The 21,067-nt window shown below is 55.2% G+C and carries 25 protein-coding genes; 16 read left to right on the top strand and 9 right to left on the bottom strand.

Going from position 1 to position 21,067, the window contains the following annotated elements:
- The first annotated feature begins 154 nt into the window (after nt 1-154).
- The 8 genes from ACJ77P_RS09660 to ACJ77P_RS09695 all read left to right on the top strand — a co-directional run bounded on the left by ACJ77P_RS09660 (nt 155) and on the right by ACJ77P_RS09695 (nt 5,880).
- Nucleotides 155-328, top strand: coding sequence for a hypothetical protein (locus ACJ77P_RS09660; protein ID WP_408998105.1), 174 nt, complete (start codon nt 155-157; stop codon nt 326-328).
- Between the two features lie 449 nt (nt 329-777).
- On the top strand, nt 778-1,692 hold the full coding sequence (locus ACJ77P_RS09665; RefSeq protein WP_408998106.1) for a pirin family protein: 915 nt from the start codon (nt 778-780) through the stop codon (nt 1,690-1,692).
- A gap of 64 nt (nt 1,693-1,756) precedes the next feature.
- Nucleotides 1,757-2,218: a putative molybdenum carrier protein gene (locus tag ACJ77P_RS09670; protein ID WP_408998107.1), complete on the top strand. Its 462-nt coding sequence runs from the start codon at nt 1,757-1,759 to the stop codon at nt 2,216-2,218.
- On the top strand, nt 2,215-3,171 hold the full coding sequence (locus ACJ77P_RS09675) for a 2-hydroxyacid dehydrogenase (RefSeq protein ID WP_408998108.1): 957 nt from the start codon (nt 2,215-2,217) through the stop codon (nt 3,169-3,171). Before ACJ77P_RS09670 ends, ACJ77P_RS09675 begins: the two co-directional genes overlap by 4 nt.
- A gap of 22 nt (nt 3,172-3,193) precedes the next feature.
- Nucleotides 3,194-4,060, top strand: a complete 867-nt coding sequence (locus tag ACJ77P_RS09680) for an LD-carboxypeptidase (protein ID WP_367360155.1) — start codon at nt 3,194-3,196, stop codon at nt 4,058-4,060.
- Nucleotides 4,057-4,632 carry a nucleoside recognition domain-containing protein gene (locus tag ACJ77P_RS09685; RefSeq protein WP_367360156.1) on the top strand — a complete coding sequence of 192 codons (576 nt, stop codon included), beginning with the start codon at nt 4,057-4,059 and terminating at the stop codon, nt 4,630-4,632. Before ACJ77P_RS09680 ends, ACJ77P_RS09685 begins: the two co-directional genes overlap by 4 nt.
- Nucleotides 4,629-5,159: a spore maturation protein gene (locus ACJ77P_RS09690; protein WP_367360157.1), complete on the top strand. Its 531-nt coding sequence runs from the start codon at nt 4,629-4,631 to the stop codon at nt 5,157-5,159. Before ACJ77P_RS09685 ends, ACJ77P_RS09690 begins: the two co-directional genes overlap by 4 nt.
- 1 nt (nt 5,160) lies before the next feature.
- A complete protein-coding gene (locus tag ACJ77P_RS09695) occupies nt 5,161-5,880 on the top strand; it encodes a class II glutamine amidotransferase (RefSeq protein ID WP_408998109.1) in 720 nt (239 codons plus the stop codon).
- A gap of 60 nt (nt 5,881-5,940) precedes the next feature.
- Here ACJ77P_RS09695 and ACJ77P_RS09700 read toward each other — a convergent pair whose 3' ends face one another.
- A complete protein-coding gene (locus tag ACJ77P_RS09700) occupies nt 5,941-6,069 on the bottom strand; it encodes a hypothetical protein (protein WP_408998110.1) in 129 nt (42 codons plus the stop codon).
- A 145-nt stretch (nt 6,070-6,214) separates the two neighbouring features.
- On the opposite strand from ACJ77P_RS09700, the gene ACJ77P_RS09705 reads away from it, so the two are divergent.
- From ACJ77P_RS09705 to ACJ77P_RS09730, 6 genes are all read left to right on the top strand, one after another.
- Nucleotides 6,215-6,754, top strand: coding sequence for a hypothetical protein (locus ACJ77P_RS09705; protein WP_367360160.1), 540 nt, complete (start codon nt 6,215-6,217; stop codon nt 6,752-6,754).
- Between the two features lie 424 nt (nt 6,755-7,178).
- Nucleotides 7,179-8,234: a cytochrome c3 family protein gene (locus ACJ77P_RS09710; RefSeq protein WP_408998111.1), complete on the top strand. Its 1,056-nt coding sequence runs from the start codon at nt 7,179-7,181 to the stop codon at nt 8,232-8,234.
- Nucleotides 8,235-8,428: 194 nt separating this feature from the next.
- Complete coding sequence (locus ACJ77P_RS09715; RefSeq protein ID WP_408998112.1) at nt 8,429-9,352, top strand: sulfurtransferase; 924 nt, start codon at nt 8,429-8,431, stop codon at nt 9,350-9,352.
- Between the two features lie 78 nt (nt 9,353-9,430).
- On the top strand, nt 9,431-9,718 hold the full coding sequence (gene yhbY / locus ACJ77P_RS09720) for a ribosome assembly RNA-binding protein YhbY (protein ID WP_367360163.1): 288 nt from the start codon (nt 9,431-9,433) through the stop codon (nt 9,716-9,718).
- A 26-nt stretch (nt 9,719-9,744) separates the two neighbouring features.
- Entirely contained in the window at nt 9,745-10,581 is an 837-nt protein-coding gene (locus tag ACJ77P_RS09725) for a PHP domain-containing protein (protein ID WP_367360164.1), read from the top strand.
- Nucleotides 10,582-10,636: 55 nt separating this feature from the next.
- Nucleotides 10,637-10,837 carry a rubredoxin gene (locus tag ACJ77P_RS09730; protein WP_367360165.1) on the top strand — a complete coding sequence of 67 codons (201 nt, stop codon included), beginning with the start codon at nt 10,637-10,639 and terminating at the stop codon, nt 10,835-10,837.
- 139 nt (nt 10,838-10,976) lie between these two features.
- On the opposite strand, the gene thrC is transcribed toward ACJ77P_RS09730, so the two are convergent.
- A complete protein-coding gene (gene thrC / locus ACJ77P_RS09735) occupies nt 10,977-12,365 on the bottom strand; it encodes a threonine synthase (protein ID WP_367360166.1) in 1,389 nt (462 codons plus the stop codon).
- An 18-nt stretch (nt 12,366-12,383) separates the two neighbouring features.
- Nucleotides 12,384-13,310 (bottom strand): selenium metabolism-associated LysR family transcriptional regulator, encoded by a 927-nt coding sequence (locus ACJ77P_RS09740; protein WP_408998113.1) that lies wholly within the window; start codon nt 13,308-13,310, stop codon nt 12,384-12,386.
- Nucleotides 13,311-13,518: 208 nt separating this feature from the next.
- On the opposite strand from ACJ77P_RS09740, the gene selD reads away from it, so the two are divergent.
- Together selD and ACJ77P_RS09750 are read left to right on the top strand one after the other, a co-directional pair.
- Complete coding sequence (gene selD, locus ACJ77P_RS09745) at nt 13,519-14,571, top strand: selenide, water dikinase SelD (protein ID WP_408998114.1); 1,053 nt, start codon at nt 13,519-13,521, stop codon at nt 14,569-14,571.
- A gap of 139 nt (nt 14,572-14,710) precedes the next feature.
- Nucleotides 14,711-15,448, top strand: a complete 738-nt coding sequence (locus tag ACJ77P_RS09750) for a hypothetical protein (protein ID WP_408998115.1) — start codon at nt 14,711-14,713, stop codon at nt 15,446-15,448.
- Nucleotides 15,449-15,575: 127 nt separating this feature from the next.
- On the opposite strand, the gene ACJ77P_RS09755 is transcribed toward ACJ77P_RS09750, so the two are convergent.
- From ACJ77P_RS09755 to fliJ, 6 genes are all read right to left on the bottom strand, one after another.
- Nucleotides 15,576-15,872, bottom strand: coding sequence for an FmdB family zinc ribbon protein (locus tag ACJ77P_RS09755; protein ID WP_367360170.1), 297 nt, complete (start codon nt 15,870-15,872; stop codon nt 15,576-15,578).
- Nucleotides 15,873-15,897: 25 nt separating this feature from the next.
- Nucleotides 15,898-16,431, bottom strand: coding sequence for a hypothetical protein (locus tag ACJ77P_RS09760; protein WP_408998116.1), 534 nt, complete (start codon nt 16,429-16,431; stop codon nt 15,898-15,900).
- 199 nt (nt 16,432-16,630) lie between these two features.
- Nucleotides 16,631-17,626: a D-alanine--D-alanine ligase family protein gene (locus tag ACJ77P_RS09765; RefSeq protein WP_367360172.1), complete on the bottom strand. Its 996-nt coding sequence runs from the start codon at nt 17,624-17,626 to the stop codon at nt 16,631-16,633.
- A 119-nt stretch (nt 17,627-17,745) separates the two neighbouring features.
- Nucleotides 17,746-19,674 (bottom strand): alanine racemase, encoded by a 1,929-nt coding sequence (alr, locus tag ACJ77P_RS09770; RefSeq protein ID WP_367360173.1) that lies wholly within the window; start codon nt 19,672-19,674, stop codon nt 17,746-17,748.
- Nucleotides 19,675-20,026: 352 nt separating this feature from the next.
- Nucleotides 20,027-20,626, bottom strand: coding sequence for a MotE family protein (locus ACJ77P_RS09775; protein WP_367360174.1), 600 nt, complete (start codon nt 20,624-20,626; stop codon nt 20,027-20,029).
- The gene (gene fliJ, locus ACJ77P_RS09780) at nt 20,623-21,063 is read right to left on the bottom strand and encodes a flagellar export protein FliJ (protein ID WP_367360175.1); all 441 of its coding nucleotides are present in this window, start codon (nt 21,061-21,063) and stop codon (nt 20,623-20,625) included. Before fliJ ends, ACJ77P_RS09775 begins: the two co-directional genes overlap by 4 nt.
- Nucleotides 21,064-21,067: the final 4 nt, after the last annotated feature.

Consider the following 21,067-nt stretch of genomic DNA (forward strand, 5'->3'; position numbering starts at 1 on the left):
TATGAGGGTCGTACCGTGTGCCCGATTGCTACCCCAAAAAACTGGGGGGGGTAGCCTGTGGTAATCGGACTGTAAATTTCTTTGATCTTTGAGTCAGGATCTAACCGGGGAACCTCTATTGGGGTAGATGTACGCTACCTGGGAAGAGATTAAGGTGGATCTGGTTTCATGGATTGCAGCAGTTGATAGAGGGCAAAAAGATGCCACGTCAAGAGAAGCAACAAATATCGAGGGCGCGGAACCAATTTTGTTTTTTCCCGGGATCCCGGCAAGAGCTTTGATCTTGCAGATCGAACGGGAACGCAGCAAAAAGGACTTGTCATTGTAGGAGAAGGCGCCTGCGACAATGACAAGGAGAAAGCCTGCCAAGGATATTAAGCTGATCTTCTTAATCAGGGACTGACGTCTATAAACCTTCTTGCCGGTTAATCTCATATGAGATTACCAGATATCACCTGTTTCTAAGTCGCGTCAAGGGATACCATCGAGTTATTTTACTATCTGATGAATGAAATGATGCATGGCAGGAGGAAGCAAGAAATCAGAGAAGTACGCTTCAGCCGGATGAACCAAATTTCGCGCTCTTGCCTGCAGGGCTTACACAAAGGGCTGAAAAGCGGCAAAATCCCCTTCTAAAATCTTAGAATACCGGACAAGCGCGTGAAACCCATGCTTCTGCGTGGGCTGTGCCGTGATGATTCCATTCATTGAAAATCCAGGCAATCGTGTTAAGATACCCTGAAACGGTCCACGGGCATCGGAAAGGGAGCAGTCATCATGACAATTTCCAGGAAAATTCGCAAGGTTTTCAAGAGCAGGCCCATTATTCAGGGGGCGGACGTTCATCTGATGCAGGTTTTCGGGCATCGGGAAATTCCCCTGTTCGATCCCTTTCTGCTCCTTGACGACTTCCGTTCAAACAATCCCGACGATTATCTGAGCGGTTTTCCATGGCATCCCCATCGCGGCATTGAGACAATCACCTATGTCTTGACGGGGGCTGTCGAACATGGGGACAGCATGGGGAATTCAGGCAGGATTTCCTCGGGGGACGTGCAATGGATGACCGCCGGCAGCGGAATCATCCACCAGGAAATGCCGAAGGGCGATCCCAACGGCGTCCTGGAAGGTTTCCAGCTCTGGGCGAATCTTCCGGCCGCCCACAAGATGATGGACCCGCATTACCAGGAGATCCGGTCGGACCAGATTCCCATCCTCCGGCTGGACAACGGCATACGCATCGCGGTGATCTGCGGAACCGTCGAAGGCGTGACCGGGCCTGTTTCCGATATTGTCATCGAACCCGAATACATCGATGTCACCCTGCCGGCACAGACCGCCTATGTCCACCCCACAAAGACCGGACACACCGTTTTCGCCTATGTCATTGACGGAAAGGGATATTTCTGCGGCGAGAAGAAGCCTTTTTCTTACGAGTCGGAGGGGCGCAACGATTATGATCTGGAGGTGCCGCCCTATCTGGGAAACGGGACGCTGGCCCTCTTTGAAGACGGCGAGGAAATCGCGGTATCGGCAGAGGATGAAGGGATCCGGTTTCTCCTGGTTTCCGGAAAGCCCATCGGAGAGCCCATTGCCTGGCGCGGCCCCATCGTGATGAATACCCAGGAAGAGCTCCGGAGTGCCTTCGACGAACTCCAGAAGGAGACCTTCATCAAAAAGGGCACAGGATGATCAGGAGCGGTTCGGCGGATCACCGGATCCGCTGCAGCCGATTTGTAAAATTACGCGGGGGGTTATGATCTCTAAAATCATTTCAGGCGGCCAGACGGGCGCGGACCGAGCCGCTCTCGATTACGCCATTCAATATTCCATTCCCTACAGCGGCTGGGTCCCCAAGGGCAGAAAATCGGAGGATGGAACCGTTCCCGAGGCCTACAGGCTCCAGGAGATGCCGACCAGCGACTATTCGCAAAGGACGGAAAAGAATGTCCTGGATTCCGACGGAACGCTGATCGTGTCCCATGGAATCCTGACGGGTGGCTCCGCCGTGACGGAATTCTATGCCGAGCAACATGGCAAGCCCTGTCTGCATATCGATCTGGACAAGGTGCCTCCCGCCGAGGCGGCCGTCTTCGTGCGCGCCTGGATCGACGAACATTCCATAGGCGTGTTGAATGTCGCCGGGCCGCGGGCGGGCAAGGATCCTGAAATCTATTCAGCGACGTTCAAACTTCTGGAGGCATTGTTCAAGAAATGAGCATCCGCATTCTAGCCACATCCTCCCTGGTGGGCCCATACATTGAACATCTGGGGCTCCGCTTTCCCGAGCTGTGCGTCACCCCCTTCCGGTCTCCGGAATGGACGGCCGGACTCGCCAGTGCGGAGGCCCTCGTCGTTCTGCTCTCAGAGCCCCTGACGGAAGAGGATCTGGAACGCTGCCCGAACCTGAAGGTCATCGGCACCTATTCCGTAGGCATCAACCATCTCCCCGTCGCCTATTGCCGGCAGCGGGGCATTCGCATCGTCAATACACCCGGCGTGTTGACGGATGCCACAGCCGATCTGGCCCTGACGCTTCTGCTCTCCCTGACCCGGCGCGTCAGCGAAGGCGAGGCCCTGGTGCGCTCCGGCCAGTGGAAGGGGTGGGCGACCGACCTGCTCCTGGGAACCGGCCTCTCGGGAAAAACCTGCGGGATTCTGGGATCCGGCCCGATCGGCCGGGCCTTTGCCCGACGGGCCTGGGCCATCGGGATGACGGTCTTTTTCTGGGACCGGGAAGGAAACCAGCCCCCGGTGGATTTCGGCGTGGAGATCGCCGAACGCCTGCCCCTGGATGAGCTGCTGCCGCAGAGCGACGTGCTGTCCCTCCACTGCCCGCTGACGGATACGACCAGGGGCCTGCTGGGCCGCGAACGGCTCGCCCTTCTGCCCCGGGGAGCCTTTCTCATCAATACGGCCCGGGGCGGAATCTTCGACGAACAGGCAGCCATGGACCTGCTTGACGAGGGACGGCTGGGAGGGATCGGTCTGGATGTTTTCGACAATGAGCCAACGCTGAATCCCGGGTGGCTTGCCGCGCCGAGAACGGTCCTTCTTCCCCACCTCGGATCCGCCACGGTCGAGACGCGGGAAGCGATGTCACGGCTGCTTTGCCTTGGAATCGAGGAATCCCTGCGAACGGTCGGCCGAGCGGCTTCCCGGGAGGCATGAGCATGAAATTACGGGGCTCGCCGTGAGAAAGGTCTTTCTGATAACGCCAAGCTGCCTGATCAAAAAGAGGCGCGATTTTACCGGCGGGATTCGACGGCTCGCCGAGCTGGGGTTTAACGTCATCAACCCGGAATTCCCTGCAACTCCGCTCTCGCCGCAGGAGAAAGCGGACCAGATCCACCGGGCCTTTTCGGACCCGGATATCGCAATGATCCTGGCTGTGCGGGGCGGCTATGGAGCCATGAAGGCCCTGCCCTTGATCGACTTCGACCTCATTGGCGACCATCCCAAATTCTTTGCCGGTTTCAGTGACTTAAGCGCATTGATCAACCCCATTTTTGAACGGACCGGAATGGTCACCCTTCATGCACCGATGGTTAAGAACCTGGGCGCACCGTCACCCTTTACGTTGAAGTCCTTTATAAACGCCGTCAACGGCTACCCGGAGAGAAACCTTTTCAAAGGCGCACCGGTAACGGTCTATCAACCCGGTACGGCCAGGGGTGTTCTCAAGGGCGGCAATCTCATGACCCTTACCGCGCTGATAAAGACGGACTGGGAGCTCGATACGGAGCAGACGATTCTTTTCCTGGAAGATGTGGATGAAAAGAGCCATTCGGTCGATCGCTGCCTGACCCAGTGGATCCTTGCCGGCAAGTTTCGGGATGTCAGGGCGATCATCCTCGGCGATTTCCGCGGGATCAGAAGCAGTCAGGTGTACGGGATGATCGCCTCGCAGATGGAAATAAAATTCCCCGTGGTTTCCTGCCCCTATATCGGCCATGGGAACAACAAGATTTCTCTGCCCGTCGGCGCCCTGGTCGAGCTGAATACGGATCGGAAGAGCCTCCGGATTCAGGAGATGTCCCTGCCGGGAGTTCGATCATGAACGTCATCTGGCTGATCCTGCTTTCCGTCGGTATCGTCTTCGCCGTTTTTACCGGAAACCTGGAGCCCTTCACGCAGGCCGTTTTCGACGGCGCCAAATCGGCGGTGGAGATCTCCCTGTTCCTGCTGGGCATCGTCTCGGTCTGGCTGGGGATCACACGGATTCTCGAAGACTCCGGGCTGATCTACCGGATCGCCCATGTATTCCGACCGGTTCTCTCCCGGCTGTTCAGAAACATCCCCGACGATCACCCTTCTCTTACGGCCATTACGCTCAACATCCTGGCAAACCTTTTCGGCCTCGGCAATGCCGCCACTCCCCTGGGAATCAAAGCCATGCAGGAACTGGACACCCTCAACAAAGACAAGGGAACCATCACCTTCGAGATGATGATCTTCATCGTCCTCAATACGGCCAGCATCCAGTTGATCCCCTTTTCGGTCATCGGGATTCTCGCAGCCTATGGCGCCCATAATCCGGCGGAGATCGTTCTGCCGGTCCTGATTGCCACCGCCATTTCGGCCGTTGCAGCGCTCTTCATTCTCTTCACGTTCAGGAAGATCCTCAAATGATCCGGCAGCTCAACACGATCTCCCTCCTCATCATCCCGCTCTTTCTCCTTTTTACGGTCCTCTATGGAACGTTGAAGAAGGTCCGGGTTTACGATTCCTTTGTTGCCGGCGCGAAAGAAGGGCCGGGAATCATTCTGAACATCTTCCCCTATCTGCTGGCAATCTTTGTGGCCATAAAAGGCTTCCAGGCGTCGGGCGCCTTCGACTGCCTCCGGAATCTCTTTTACAGCGCCTTTTCCTTCCTGGATATCCCCGTCGAAGTCATCTCCATGTCGATCGTCAAGCCGCTCTCCGGAAGCGCCTCGACAGCCCTGTTTACCGACATCGTCAAAACGACGGGGCCGGACTCGGCTGCAACGCGGATGACCGCCGTGATCATGGGAAGTGCGGAAACCACCTTTTATGTCCTTGCCGTTTATCTTGGCGCGGTGAGCATCCGGAAAACCCGCTATCTCGTGCCGGTGTGCCTGGTCGCCGACCTGATCGGAATCGTTACCGCCGTTTTCGTGGTGAGGTGCCTTTTCTGAAATGTGCAGGCTGCTGGGCATCACGAATTTCAACTTCGTAAAGCATCGACAGATCGTCAACCATTTCTGCGATCTCGCCCGAACCGGTCACGTAATGGCCGGCGATCCTCCCGGACACGGCGATGGATGGGGAATGGCCTTCTATCTCAACGGTGTATGGAAAGTCCGCAAAAGCGGCGGGAATGTCCTGGAAGAGACGGACAAGATCACGAGCCCTCTCCGAAGAGCCGGGGAATGTCCTGTTTTGATCCTCCATCTGCGCAAGTCCGCCTGGAACGACACCTCCACGTCCCGGCATGCCCATCCCTTCCACTACAAAAACACGGTTTTTGCCCATAACGGCACAATCTACAATTACCAGGGGCTGATTCCCGGCATAACCGTTCCAGGCCTCGGAGAGGATGCCCTCGATACGGAAGTCTTCTTCCTGCATGTCATGAGCGATCCGTCTTTTGACCTGGCCAGGGCCTTTATGAACAGCGTTTCCCTGATCAGGCGGGATTATACCTTCTCCGCTCTCAACTGCCTCTTCAGCGATGGGAAACGCCTGTTCGCCTACCGCGATTACGCCAGGGAACCGGATTACTATTCTCTCTTCAAGGCCTCCTCGGAGAGTTCCTGCATTGTTTGCTCCCAGCCTATCATGGAGGATCTTCCCTGGAAAATGATGGAGAAGGAAGAACTTCTGGTGGTGCAGGAGGGATCCGATGATTCTACCTGAGAAGCTATACTTCACTCGAAATGTGTTTGCCTGAAAGCACAGACCGCTATGGACTGTACGTTATTCCCCCAACATGTTATCGACCCAGGAAATTGCCGCCGCAACATTGGGAAAACCAATGGTGCTGGTCAGCAGAATGAGCGCCGGTATTCCCTGAAGAAGAAACCCCTTATTGCCCTTTGTCACCATGGGACACAACGATCTTCTGTGTCATGACAAACCATACGAAATTGAACGTCACTTCCTAAAATCGGTCATAAGGGCTCACCAGGCATAGAATGGCAGGAAATGGCGGCTACAATGCTCAGCAAAAAACGCTTAAAGGGAGATAGACATGGAATTTCTTTCTTTTATCTACAAGTACGGCATCTGGATATCCGTCCCGGTATTTCTCTTCTCTGTCATCCTGCTCGTAAAATGCATCATCGGTGTGATCCGGATTGAGGCAGAGTCGCGGCTGATCAGTGTCCCCCTCCGCGATCGCCAGGAGATCAATTTTTCCGAGTCGGGCAGGGTTGTCCTCTGCATGGAAGGCCCCATCCTCAGCAGGCGTTTTGCAGCGTTGAAATACGAACTCACGGGACCTGATGGAATGGCGGTGAAGAGCCGCAGGGCCTTTTTGCGGACGACCACCTCGGGATTCAAAAAAGCGACCCGGGAACTGAGGGTCTTCGACATTGCCTTTCCGGGTCGATACACCTTTGAGATCCTGGGCCTCAAGGGGGAAAACCCCTCAGACCCCGAGCACCGGATGGTCTTTACAAGGCCTCACCTGGCGCGCACGATGGCCTGCATCATAGGGATCGTCTTCACAGCGGGACTCACCATCCTGAGCCTGGTTCTCTTCCTGATGCGGCTCGTCGGCGTAAAATGACCGGATTTGAGCGCCGCCTCCCTCAATTTCCTTTTCAGGGCTCAAGGCCTTTCTGCGTTTAAATAAAGATTGATGAAAAGAAATGTTGTGGTAAACTTCCCATACTATCCGAGAATGGATAAAAGCTCCTAGGTCAGGGACAGCCACTTCAGAGCAAGCTTTCGCGTAAGACGGACCGGATCCTTTTCGATTCCTTTTAATTGAGTGGCCTCAGCCACAGAATGTTGAGGACGTTATGAAAACGAAGCGCTTTTTCCTTTTGTTGCTGCCTTTTCTCCTTTTTCTTCTGCCGGTATGGGTTGGAGCAGATCCACCTGCCGATCAATGCATCTCCTGCCACACGGACGATCAAAAGATGAAGTCCCTGGTCAGGATGCCCACCCTTCACAGTGAAGGCGAGGGGTGAGCAGGCGCCCCTCCGCCCGTGAAGGCGGAAGATTATTACAAGGGCTATCTCGTCGACTCCGCACTTTTAGCCAAAGATCCCCATTTCTCCCAGGGATGCGACATCTGCCACAAGGGCGACAAGACAAGCACAAAGAAGGAGTCGGCCCATAAGGGGCTGGTATGCCGGCCGTCGGACAATCTCAAAACCTGCGGCCGCTGCCACGGAAAGACCGCGGACACCTATGGAAAATCCCTGCATTATACAACAATCGGCCAGAGGCAGGGTGTCATGGGCCGCTTTTCCAAGGAGGAGCTGAAAAACTTTGACAAGAAGGTTTTTGAACAATCCTGCCGGAGCTGCCATGCCTCCTGCGGCGATTGTCACGTGAAGTCACCGCCTGTTTCCGGAATCAGCATGGGCCTCATCCAGGGCCACAAATTCGTCAAAAAGGACGAAGCAAAGACCTGCGCCTTCTGTCACGGGGGGCGCGTTTACCCGGAATACACGGGTGAATACGGCGGAACGACAGACGTCCACTACCAGAAGGGGATGATGTGCCTTGACTGCCACAACAAGCAGGAACTCCACGGCGACGGACAGAAGTATATGACCAAGCAGGAGGTGAAGGACCGCCCCTCTTGCACGAACTGCCACAAAACCATCACGTCGGAGAAACCCATGACGACGATGGCCCACAACGTTCACCTCGGCAAGGTGAGCTGCTATGGCTGCCACTCGGGCGGCCAGTACCGGAATTGCTACAACTGTCATGAAGGGACGGGCGCCAAGTCCGAACCTGGATTCATCCTCGGGAAAAACCCACGGAACAGGAATGAGGTCACGACGCTCCGCGTCATTCCCACCGTCCGTGATTCCTTTGCGAAGGCAGGTATTCGCATGGCCCATTACGACAATCTTCCGAATTACTGGGACACCCCTGCCCACAACATCAGGAAACGCACGGACCGGACCCGATCCTGCGATTCCTGTCACAAGGACAGGACCGGATTCCTGACGCGGGAAACCCTCCTGAAGGGAGGCGCCAAGGCAAACGAGGGATTGATTTCCACTCCGAAAGCCATTTCCCGGTAACCTTTGCTTCGAGGATGAAAGGAGGTGGGGCAATCCGGCAAACCAACCTTTCCTCAATAACTGTTCAACCATGACGAGCAAAAGGAGAAATCATCACAGGCATATCGAACCAAGGATGAGCGCATGGAGAACGTTCGCAGATGAAAAGCGGATTCTCGTGCCGACCGACTCCCAATCAGCAGAAAGGAGACAATATGAAAAAAATCAATATGTATGCTCTTCTCTTGATCGTGTTCTTTTTATTGCCCCTGACAGTGGTTGCCGAAGGGTTTTCGCCGATTGTTTCCACCGATTGGCTCCACCAGAATCTTGACAATCCAAAATTGATCATCGTGGATATCCGGAAAGTTGAAGACTATCGGACAGGCCACATCCCCGGGGCCATCAGTCTCTTCTATGGGACGTGGGCCATCAAAAAGGGCGATTTTGACAATCAGCTCCCCGAGGACGATGAACTTGTCGACCTATTGAGTTCCGCGGGCATCGGTCCTGATTCGATCGTTGTCGTTGCCGGGACGACGGAATCGGGCCCTGACCGCGTCAACACATCCCGGGTGGCATGGACTCTGAAATATGCCGGGGTCAAGACCGTCGGCATCCTCAATGGGGGATATACCAAGTGGATGATGAGGGAAAAACGGGCCATCTCAACGGATATCGTAAAACCAAAGGCTAAGCCTTACCAGGGAAAATTCAACAAGAATCTTTTAGCCGATAAAGACTACGTCACGAGTCAACTGGGAAAGGCCTTGATTGTAGATGTCCGGGAGCCGGAATTTTTCAGCGGCAAAAACAAGCTTCCCTTTGTTGCCAAGGCGGGCAGAATCGCAGGGGCGGTCAATCTTCCCACCGCACAGGTGTTTGATAAGTATCCGCCGGGTGAGCACCTTGAAACATGCTGTTATACGCTGAAAACCAAGGATCAGTTGAAGAATATGGCATCCGGGGTCGTGGGCGGCGATTTGTCACGGGGGATCATCGTCTACTGCGATACGGGAAGGGTAGCGAGTACCTGGTGGTTCATTCTGCATGAAGTTCTCGGGTACACAAATGTAAAAAATTACGACGGCTCCATGCAGGAATGGTCAAAGGACCCGAACGCAAAAATAGAGCCGTAATCGTGAAAGGGATGAAGGAGTTGGATAGGTGATGCCTTCTTCGTCACCACTGGAAGTCATCCCTATTTTGGAGATTGCATGCTGACAGGTAAGCAGAAGAGATTTCTTCGCGGAATGGGACATGATCTGAAACCCGTTGTGCTGATCGGCAAGGGTGAACTCACCGAATCCGTCCTTCGGGAAACCGATTCGGCCCTGGCGCATCATGAATTGATCAAGGTGAAGCTCCTGGAGAGCAGCCTTTCAGACCGCCGGGAGGCGGCCGAACAGATGGCGTTGACTCTCAATGCTGAAATTGCCCAGATCCTGGGAAGGACCATTCTCCTGTACAGGAAAGCCGAGCAACCGAAGATTGACCTGCCTTAAATGAGCGAGGGGAACAGGATTGCATCATGGTAGACCTTCACTGCCACACCACAGCCTCGGACGGTTTGATGACCCCGACCGATCTCATCAGGATGGCTGCAAAAGAGGGTGTTACCGTCATCGCCATTGCAGATCATGATACTGCCGACGGTCTTGACGAGGCGGCCCGGGAGGCACGGCAAGAGGGGATAAACTTTCTTCCGGCTATCGAGTTATCCGTTTCCTATCCCACAGGGGAATTTCATCTTCTGGGATATGGGATCCGGCATCATGACGAGGATTTTCGGGATAAGCTGGCGCAGCTGAAGAGCATCCGCGAAGAGAGGGTCCTGAAAATCGTTGAACGGCTGAATCGCGCCGGGGTCCAGTTAACCCGCGAGGATGTGTGCCATGAATCCAACGGAGCCGCGCCCGGCAAGCCCCATGTAGCGCGCGCCCTCATAAAAAAGGGCTACGCTTCCGATATCCATTCCGCCCTGCGCACCTATCTTGACAAGGGCGCTCCAGGGTATGTCTCCAAGGAAAAGCTCTCACCGGAATCGGCCATCGGTCTCATCCGGAGCGCCGGAGGCCTTCCGGTCCTGGCCCATCCTAAGTCTCTCAGGTGCAGGGACTACAGGGAATACGAGCACATTACCCAGGAATTGACCGATCAGGGAATTGCCGGCATCGAGGTTTATGCCACCATGCACGACAAGCAGGATGTCAAGCTCTTTGGGGAACTCGCAAAGCGGCATCATCTGCTTGTGACGGGAGGAAGCGATTTCCACGGGGATAATGGCGGGAGGCTGGGATATTACGGTTATCCCAGGCTCATTCCCGAAAGCTGCTCCCGGGCGCTTCTCCAATACGGCGTTCCCTGATATCACAGAAACGGTATGCTTGCCGGGAAACGGCTGGGAAGGAAGGGCAGATCAGATGGATAAAAAAAAGCAGCAGTACAAGTGCGCAGTCTGCGGTTACATCTATGATCCGGAAAACGGGGACCGCATAGGCGGCATCCCGGCAGGCACAGCCTTCGAAGATCTGCCTGACGACTGGGCATGCCCGTTATGCAGCTCGGATAAATCGGAGTTTAAGCCTACGATAAGCCGGCCCATGTACCAGCCACCAAAATGACCTTTGTTGCCGGACGGCTTTGCTTCAAATGATCGGAGCGGCTTCGTTCCCGCCTCCCTGAGGATGCCGCGACCAGGCTGGATCGCCCCCTGCCGGTCTGCCCCCGTGAGCTGTCATCCTCCGCAAGGCCGGATGAATCCTAATCCGTGGCCTTCAGCGTCGTCAGCAGAAAACGGCGGAAGATCTCATAATCGGCGGCCATGGGCAGAGGTTTGCCCGACCGATGATCAAGATCCCGCATGCTGACCGGCAATTCGGGACTGATGTTCAACAACGATTCGATCTCTTCAGGAAACTTCGCCGGATGGGCCGTTTCCAGGCAGACGCAAAGCGGCGTCTTTCCAGCCTGCTCCAGGTAGCGTTCAAGCCCGCACCAGCCCACGGCACCGTGTGGCTCCAGAAGGAGCCGGTATCGTTCATAAGCCCGGCGGATCGTCTGCCGGGTTTCCTCATCTGAAACGGCCACGGAGAAGATGTTCCTCCTCATGGTTTCCAGGTCCGGCACCCGGTGCACAACGCCCGTCCGATCGACCGTCCCTCCGTACAATTCGAAGAACCGGGCCAGATTGCTCGGGTGGCCGACATTCATAGCGTTGGAAAGACAGGCGCGGGAAGGAGATATCTTCCCGTACACTCCGGTTTCCAGAAAGCGGGGGAACTCGTCGTTTTCGTTGGTGGGCATCACCAATCTGCGAAGGGGCAGCCCCATCCGCCTGGCATATTCGCATCCCAGGGCATCCCCGAAGTTTCCCGAGGGCACGGAAAAGACGATCTCGTCTCCAGGCTCGGAAAGCTGGGCATAGGCATAGACGTAATAAATCATCTGGGGAAGAATCCGGCCGAAATTGATTGAATTGGCGGAGGTCAGATTCAAGCCGGCCAAGGCCGGATCGGCGAAGGCCTGTTTGACGAGATTCTGGCAGTCATCGAACTTTCCGTCCACGGACAGCGTACACACATTGCCGCCGATCGTATCCAGCTGCTTTTTCTGCCGTCCGCTTACCTCATCCCGGGGGTAGAGGATATAGACATCAATCCCATCGACGCCCTTGAAGGCTTCCCCCACGGCACTTCCCGTATCCCCCGACGTGGCCACCAGGACATTCAGGCGCATCCCCGGGTCGCGGAAATGGCTCATCAGGCGGGCCATCATCCGGGCCGCAAAATCCTTGAACGACGCCGTAGGCCCCCGGTCGAGACGAAGGACGTACAGGCGATCCACAACGTTCTCCAGGGGAACGTCGTAATTGTAGGACGACTCGATCACCGCGGCCAGGGTTTCCGGGGGCATATCCGCCCCGAGATAGGCCTCCGCCACCAGCAGAGCGGCCGCCGTGTAGGGCCGGCCTTTCAGATGATGGATATCTTTCAGGGATAACCGGGGAATCGTTTCGGGCATATAGAGCCCCTCATCGGGGGCCTGCCCCAGGAGGAGGGCTTCCCGGAAGGAAACGGGTTCCGCGGGCTTTCTGCCTTCTACGGCGGCAAGATAACGGTTCGTACTGTAATAAAGGATTTTTTCTCTCATGATGTCCTTCAAGGGCTGTTACCGGTTTATGGGATGGCTCCGTATAAAATCGAGAAAGATCTGATGGTGGCGCATTAAAGCAAGCTGTCTGCGATAAATCAAATAAAAAGAACGCTCAATGCGGCAGTCTTCCACAGGAACTTCACACAGGATACCGGAACGAAGCTCACGGTCGACGGCATGGACGGAAATCATCGAGATTCCAAGACCTGCAAGAACGGCCTCCTTTACAGCCTCCGAGCTCCCCAGCTCCACGACGATCCGCAGACGGGACAGAGTCCAGCCGACAACATTCCGAAGATAATTCTCGAAGACCTCCCGGGTCCCGGATCCTTTTTCCCGGACAACAAAGGGCTCCTCGGCCAGCTCGCTCCAGGACACGGTCCTCCTGCCGGCGAAACGATGCCCCCTGGGCACCGCGAGAACCAAACGGTCCTCCCAGAGAGTTTCCACGTGGAGCTTAGGATTCTGGGGACTTTTCCCGATGATGCCGATTTCCGAGGCCGCATTCAGGATCGCATCCAGAGACTCATCGCTGTCGGCCGTCTGGACATGAACCCGGATTTCCGGATGGTCTTTATGGAAGCTCCCGAGAACGTAAGGGAGAAGATAGGTCGCAGGAATCGTACTTGCCTGAATGTCGATCACTCCCGAAGCGCGATCCTGTATCCGGATCAGCCGCTCACCCGCCTCTTCCCGCAGATGGAGCACTTTCCGGGCATAATCGTAAAGGACCTTCCCTTCGGGAGTCAGGGAAATCCCCGCTCGCTCCCGGTTGACCAGGCGGACGTTCAGATCCTCTTCCATGTTTTTGACGTGTTTGGTCAGGGTCGGCTGGGTGAGGCAGACCCGGCGTGAAGCCCGGCTGAAGCTCCGCTCTCCGACGAGGGCGACCAGGGTTTCAAGCTGTTGAAATGTGATGTTCCGAAAAGGATTGTATGCCATAGATGGTCCTGTTATCATAACGGATAGGAATAATCAACTCGGTTGTTGTCTCTCGATGAATTTGACATCTTTGCGGCTTTCTTCTATATTCGTGCCGTCCATGGCTGTTCGCAAACCTGCCTGGCCGCATTTCCCCTGAGCGGCGGCCGGCAGGCATCGGCAAACAAGGACTTGATTTTAAAAAAATTCAAGATTGGAGATATGGTTCATGGAGGATCCCAAGAAGCCCCGACTGACCACAACCGTCTCGGGAGCCGGTTGAGCCTGCAAATTAGGTCCGGGAGACCTGAGTGAAGCGTTGTGCGATCTTCCCCTGATCTCTGATCCCAACCTGATTGTGGGAATGGAGCACGGTGAAGATGCCGGTGTATACAAATTACGGGATGACCTTGCCCTCATTCAGACCCTGGATTTCTTCACGCCCATCGTGGATGATCCCTACACCTTCGGCCAGGTTGCCGTGTCCAACTCCCTGAGCGACGTGTACGCCATGGGCGGCCTGCCGCTGACCGCCATGAATATCGTCTGCTTCCCGATCAGAACCATGGACATCTCCATCCTCCGCCAGATCCTCCTCGGCGGTCTGGACAAGATGCGGGAAGCGGGGGTCGTGCTGGTGGGCGGCCACAGCGTGGAGGACAAGGAGCTCAAATACGGCCTTTCCGTAACGGGGACCGTCCATCCGGATAAGGTCCTGCTCAATACCGGATCCCGCCCCGGAGACCGCCTCATCCTCACCAAACCCCTGGGGACCGGGATCGCCGGTACGGCCATAAAAGCCGGAATCGCCTCGGAAGCCCTGATTGCTCGATCCATCGCCTCCATGGCGGCGCTGAACAAAAAGGCCGCTGAAATCATCCAGGCAACCCCGGCCGTTCACGCCTGCACGGATATCACCGGCTTCGGACTCCTCGGCCACCTCGCGGAAATGATCGAGGGGCAGGACATCGGCATCCGGATTTTTTCCGACCGGGTTCCCTTTTTCCCGGAAATCCGGGAACTGGCCGAAATGGGCATCCTTCCCGAAGGCCTTTACCGGAATCGAGATTTCCGGATGCCCCTGATGGATCTGAGTCCAGCCTGTCCGGAATGGAGATCCGACATTCTCTTCGATCCGCAGACCTCAGGCGGATTGTTCTTCGCGCTGTCTGCCGACCAGGCGGAAGCCTGTCTCGCCCGTCTGCACGCCGCCGGCCTGGCCGAAGCGGCCATCGTCGGCGAGGTCTTGTCCGCCCCAGCCGGCCGGATCATCGTTGAATAGGAGGAACCCTCCTCAGCCAATCGGGTCTCCCTGTAAGCCAAATCCGCACCCCAAAATACGGTTTTTCAGGTATTGATTAATTCGCGATATGGGTGTGTAGTTCGTCATCATTTTTGAAGTCAAAAAACAGGGAGGATGAATGATGAGACGGCTTGGTTTACGAAAATTCTTTGCACTTGTTTTGCTCCTGACCTTACTTCTGGCGCCGTCGATCGCTCTGTGCGCCACAACCTATGATCTGGCAACCGATTGGAGCAAAATCGACAACCCCAATGGAACCTGGGCGGTATGGAAAGGTTCCGAACTTCTTCAGCATCAGGTGGGCACGGGAAGCCCCATGACGGCTGGAATGGATTTCTTTGCCATGGGAAATTCCTGGGGCAATTTCCTGCCTGCGTGGTGGCAGGGGACGGACAACAACATCTACACGCACAGTTGGGACAGCTCCAATGGTGGAACATACGGTGAGTCCATCCTCACATGGACCGCACCCGAAGCAGGGACCATCAGCCTTTCCGGGTGCATCTGGTATGACCACGCGGGCGTGTCCAGGAGCAACGACTTTTCCCTCTACCTCGGCAGCACCCTTCTTGCGACAGGAACGATCAGCCATGCAAGCCACAATGGCGAAGCGAATGCCCTGACGTTCCTGGATGCCCTGGTAGCCGGCCAGGCCCTCAATGACCTGGCGGTCGATAAAGACGATGTTGTGAGCCTTTATGTCGTTGAGTCCCGAGGTCAAAACTGGGGTTCCGTGGCAGGCGTGGAGCTGACGATCACGGAAACGGCGGCACCTGTGCCTCTTCCCGGCGCGCTCCTTCTTTTCGGACACGGTCTCGCAGGTCTCGCAATCCTGAAGAGGAAAATGACCCGCTAAACAGTGTACATGCCTCGAATTGGAGGCTTTTCGATCGAGCCGGTCAATCCACAAAAAAAGCATCTAACCTCTCAGGATTAGATGCTTTTTTTTCACTTGGAGACGCGAAGATTTCTCGCGCGGCCTTCTATTCGGCGGCTTTGCAGCCGGCGCAGCAGGATGAATCGCCGCCGCTGCAGGTCGCTGTGTCACTGGACGAGCTGCCGGTCGACTCTTTCTGCCTGGATTCCAGAGCACAAGACTTCTTTCCGCCGTAATCCGTTACATACCATCCCGAGCCGGTCAGGTGAAAGGAAGAAAGGGAAATCATTTTTTCCACACTTCCCTGGCAGTATTGGCACTGCTGTACCGGCGCTTCGGTGATTTTCTGAAAGACTTCAAATTCTCTCCCGCATTTCCGGCATTTGTACTCATAAATCGGCATACCTTAAACCTCCATGTATTATAACTTAATTGTATAAATCTCCAATCTGGTACTGGCTGCTGAAACAATCAAGGACGAGGCCGAGATCATGATGCACAACCGGCTGCATGATCTGTCGGGTGATGGAATGGACGATTTCCTCCTCCCGGATCTTTTCTTCCTGGGGCGCCTCGAAATCAAAAAGACCTTCATCGAAGCGGATGACATGAACCAGCTCGTGCGCCGCAATATACAGCATCAGGGGCGCGAACTTGATAAAGGAGTTTGCCCGTTCGACGGCATCCAGGATCCGGTTGTCCTGAAGGCAGACGCGATAAAAGTGAAAACTTCGCGAGACATCCGGAAACCTCTTCTTTTCATAGCGATACCGACAGAGGTGGGCAAAGGCCCCATCCTGAATCTCATGGGTTTCCAGCTCGGCCAAGGTCCGGATATCATAGCGGTACGCCTGAAATGCCCGGCGCCCGAACCGGTAGTAATTCGCCACGAGCTGTTCCGCGTGGTCAAAAGCGGCTTTCATCAGAGACATCTGCGACGGATTGAAAAACCGGTCCCTCATGATATCCCTTAACTCCCTGATGCAACATATAAATTCCGTCAAATTATAAGCATAAATTTCAAATTGTCAATATGTCGATGAAGAGATTTCGCTTCTTTTATCCGGTCCCTTGACAGAAAAGATTCTGAAGTCATATCCGGAAGCAACATGCGATGCGTTCCCGGTGTCAAAGCGCAATTTTTCTTCCACGGAACAATGATCAGAGCGCCAACTTCAGAATTCTGGATATCAGGTTTTTATAGCTGATGCCCGAACGTTTCATCAGCATCGGAAACATGGAAATATCGGTGAAACCGGGCAGCGTATTGATCTCGTTCAGATAAATCCTGCCGTCGCACAGGAGGTAATCTACGCGGGCAAAGCCTTTGCAGTCGCACAGATGGTAAACCTTCTCCGTTGTGCTTTTGATTTCATCCCTGGCGCCAGCCTCAAGATCGGCCGGAATGGCGACCCGGGTTCTGTTTTTCTTGTATTTTTCATCGAAATCATAGAAGGCCCCGCCCAGGAAAAGCTCTCCCGGCTCGGAAATGATCAATTCATCATTGCCCAGCACGGCCACTTCAATTTCCCTCGGATTTACAAGCCCCTGCTCGGCCAGGATTTTATCGTCGTGCCGGGCGGCCTCCCTGACGGCTTTTTTCAACTCGTTAAAATCGGTTACTTTCGTAATTCCAACGGACGAACCGGAATTGGACGGCTTGATATAAACCGGCAATTCAAAACTGCCCTTGATTTTTTCCACCCACTGATCGACATCGCTCTTTTTCCTGCCCCGCAGATCCATAAAGTCGAAAGGGACCTGGCTAATACCATGGCCGATCAGAAACGTTTTAAAGACAGCCTTGTCCATGCATAAGCTCGAGCTCAAAACCCGGCATCCACAATAGGGCACCTTCTGGATTTCAAAGAGCCCCTGCAATGCCCCGTCTTCCCCGTATTTGCCATGGGTGATCGGCAGGGCGACATCAAAGAGCCTTGAAAAATCGCCCATGGTTATTTCCTGCTCTTCCGAAGGATGACCTGCTTCCTCGGCGTCTTCCAGCACGTAGAATTTGTTGTTTTTGTGCCAGTAAACCAGAACCAGGTTGTATTTGCTGTAATCAAAGGCCTTGATGATATTTTTTGCCGAGATGACGGATATGTCAGCCTCGTTGCTCAACCCGCCGAAAAACAACCCCACCGTTTTCTTTTCCATGTAAGCGCCTCTCTTCATTCCGGAGATATTCTTGGTGCCGTGCTGTTCAAACTGATCCGCCCTTCCGCGCTGAAGCGTTCTTCCTGCCTGAACCGGAACCCTGTTGATGCGTGTTCAGCCTACTTCGATGGATCATAGTCCCAGAGAAAGGTCACCCCGCTGTTGGGGAAGATCCATTCACCATCACGAATTCGCAGCGAAACGCAACGTCCAGGATCCCGGATAATTTCGGGATAGGGGTGCTTTCCGGCGAAAAAGCAGATTTCCTGGACGGTGGAAACGGGCGTCCCTTCATAGCGGAAGTTAATCTCCAGGCCGCGCGTGGGGTAAACAAGATAGACGGGGAAGAACCTGCAGCCCCGTGATGAGCGGGTGACAACCTCCAGTTCCACTCTGACCTGCTGACCGAGCCTTTCCTTGAGATGCTCGCCGCCGCACCAGACTTCATAGCCGCGGTTTGTGCTCTCCCTTCGGATGACCGGAATGTCCTCCTCGTCGATCCGCACCCGGTTCACCCTGAAATCCTTATCCGCGTCTCCGGAGCCGCCATCCTGAAGCAGCCATCGATATTCACAGAGCGGATCATCAAAAAAAGCGGAGAGCTGACCGTTATCCAGAGCGCAGCCGATGAGAAAGACGGGATTCCGGAAGACCTTGGTATATTCGATATGGGTCGTCACGCGGAACCCGTCGGCTGCCGGCCCCGTTTCCCCGGCCTGTTCACCCCCGGGTTCGGATAAGGTGATATCATAGCGAAAATTCGTCCGCAGCTCCAACGGCCGGTCATTTTTTCCGAAGAGCGCCTCAAACATTTCGTAAAAAATGGCGTCACCCAGTTCTTCGCTTCGCGCCCTGACCTGGAAGCACTGGCGGATCATCCCGTCGATCCTCGCCAGGGACCGCTCTTCCTGGGGGATGAAGATCCTTCGCAGCCGCGGTTCGACGGCTTCGGCTCGGCCCTGCTGCACAAAAATCCGGGGGGCCCGCTTGCCCAGAGTACAGAGAATATCGTAACTGATGGTCCCGATTCGCGAAGCGATGTCGTTGGCGGAAATTTCCTCACCGCCCTGCCGCCCCATGAGAACCGCTTCATCGCCGATCCGGCAATCGGGAAGAGAGCTCACATCGATGGTGACCATGTCCATGGAAACCCTTCCGACGACAGGCACACGCTTCCCCCGAATCAGCACCTCGCCCTGATTGGACAGGATGATTCCGTATCCGTCGCCATACCCTACGGGAAGGGTGGCAATCCGGGACGGGCGATCCGTTATGTAGGTCCGGTTATAGCCGATCCCCGCCCCTTTGGGAAATTCCTTGAGGAGAATCACCCGGGTCTTGAAGCTCATGACGGGACAGAGGTCGGCTTTCCCCTCCGTTTGGGTCGCCGGATGAATCCCGTAGGACATAAGGCCGGGACGCACCATATCCAGAAAAAACCGCGGGTAATTGAGAATCGCACCGCTGTTGGCCATATGCTTGATCGGGATCGAAATCCCCTCCGCGGACAGCTTCTCGACCAGCGCGAGGAAAAGCGTCCCCTGCTGTTCGTTGAAATTGACGCAGATCTCGCTGGAGGCAAAATGGGAAAAGAGGCCCTCAACCACGATATTCGGGAACGCGAGAATTTTCCTGATCAGGGCGGGGGCTTCGTTCCAGAGGATGCCGCCCCGGCCCATTCCCGTGTCGATCTCGATATGAACGGGCGCCGTCACGCCCGCCTCTTCAAGGTGGCGCTGGAATTCCCCGGCAAACATAAGATCCGACAGAGACGGGGTCAATCCGTATTTGATGATCTCGCGGATCTCCCCCTTCGTGGACGGGCTCAAAATGATGATCGGGGCGGTAATCCCGCTGACCCGGAGCTGTACGCCTTCGTCGGCATTGGCCACACCGAGGCAGGCGGCTCCGTTCTTCAGCGCCGTATGGGAGATCTCGATGGCGCCATGGCCGTAAGCATCCGCCTTGACCACCTGAAGGATCTTGACCGAAGGCCCGACAAGCCGCCGCAGTTCCGACCAGTTCCGTGTAAAGCTGTCCAGGTCCACTTCGACCCAGCTCCGATATGACAAATCGCCAGCAAAAGACATAAATTCCGCGAAGTAGAATACTTTTTCAGATTGGGTAAAAACGGCCTGATGATATCAAACCTCCCCCGAATGTCAAGGCCGGCCGAAAATCTCCTTCCAGCATCAGAAGCGTTCGACGGATTTGAACAGATTTTCCGATTTCACAGGCGGATCGAGGGGTTTCCAGGGATTGATTCAAGAAGAGACGCGGGGAGGGGCATGGGCCTTTTGGATAGGGGCTCGGACCAGGAGAGGCGGTCCGAGGCTTCCCGGTTGGATGGTAGCGCCCCCTGACGCGGCCGGGGCGGTTGTACGACAATTTCCGCAAGGGTCATTCCGGAGCCTTCTGCGTGGCCATGGTGATTTCCCTGGTAATCTCCACCCCCCTCTGCGGATTCAGGAAACCCCAGATGACACCGGCTTTGTCACGCTTCATGTGCATGGTGATCCCAGCCGCCGTTTTGAGGTCCAGCTTTTCGAGCATGGCCCCCGCCTTCGCCGGAGGGGTCGCCTCATACACTCTGGCCAAGTCCTTGTACCGCTTGGCCTCTGCTTCCTTGTTGGCCGTAATGGTGGAATTGAGCTTCTGTTCAAGATTGAGCAGAACGTCTATTTTTTCAGCAATTTCTTTCTTCAACGACAGCAGCTTCGCCTCTTCGGCCTTGAGGGCGCTTTCCTTTCCGTCCAGGTCCCTTTGCCGGCCCTGTAAAGCCGTATACAGAGTTCTCGACGGGGCCAGTTCGTCATCCACGACATCCCTGACGGCCGCTTCCGACGATCCCTGGCGCATTGGCTCCGCCAGTGCGCTCCGTTCAGAAAGCACAGATCCGTGCGGAAGCTCCATGAACGTCACCAGGCCGCAGACGGTGGCAATCTTGACAAGAAAAACCAAAAGGATGAAGGCTTGAAGAATATAGAAGGCCTTTTTCATGACTCGGCTCCATCAAACCGGAGAATTCCCATTTCATCCATGACCTTGCGATCAAGGTCCGCTAAGGAACGTTCATAATCTTCCAGATTTTTTTCTCTCAGTGTTTCAAGCATTTTTCTCTTCTTGACGGCCTCCAGAAGGTCTTGGCGCTTTGCCTCGACTTCGACCGATGCCTCGGAAAGGATCCCCCTCTGCCCTTTTTCCTCTTCGTGCAACGTTTCGATCCCCCTGAACAGAATGGCGATTTTTTCCACGGATGTCCTGCTTTCCTGCAGGCCCTTCAGCGTGCCGACGAGGTCTGCCCTTTTCTGAACCAGCGCATCGAGACGTTTTTGCTCCTTTTCCATCCGGCGAACCGCTTCAGAAAAGCGAATCAGCATCCTCTCTTCAAGAATCGTCCGGTATTCCAGAACCGTCTGCAATGGGAATTTAAACATGACA

This window comes from Syntrophus buswellii (genome assembly GCF_046097065.1).
Lineage (GTDB): Bacteria > Desulfobacterota > Syntrophia > Syntrophales > Syntrophaceae > Syntrophus > Syntrophus buswellii.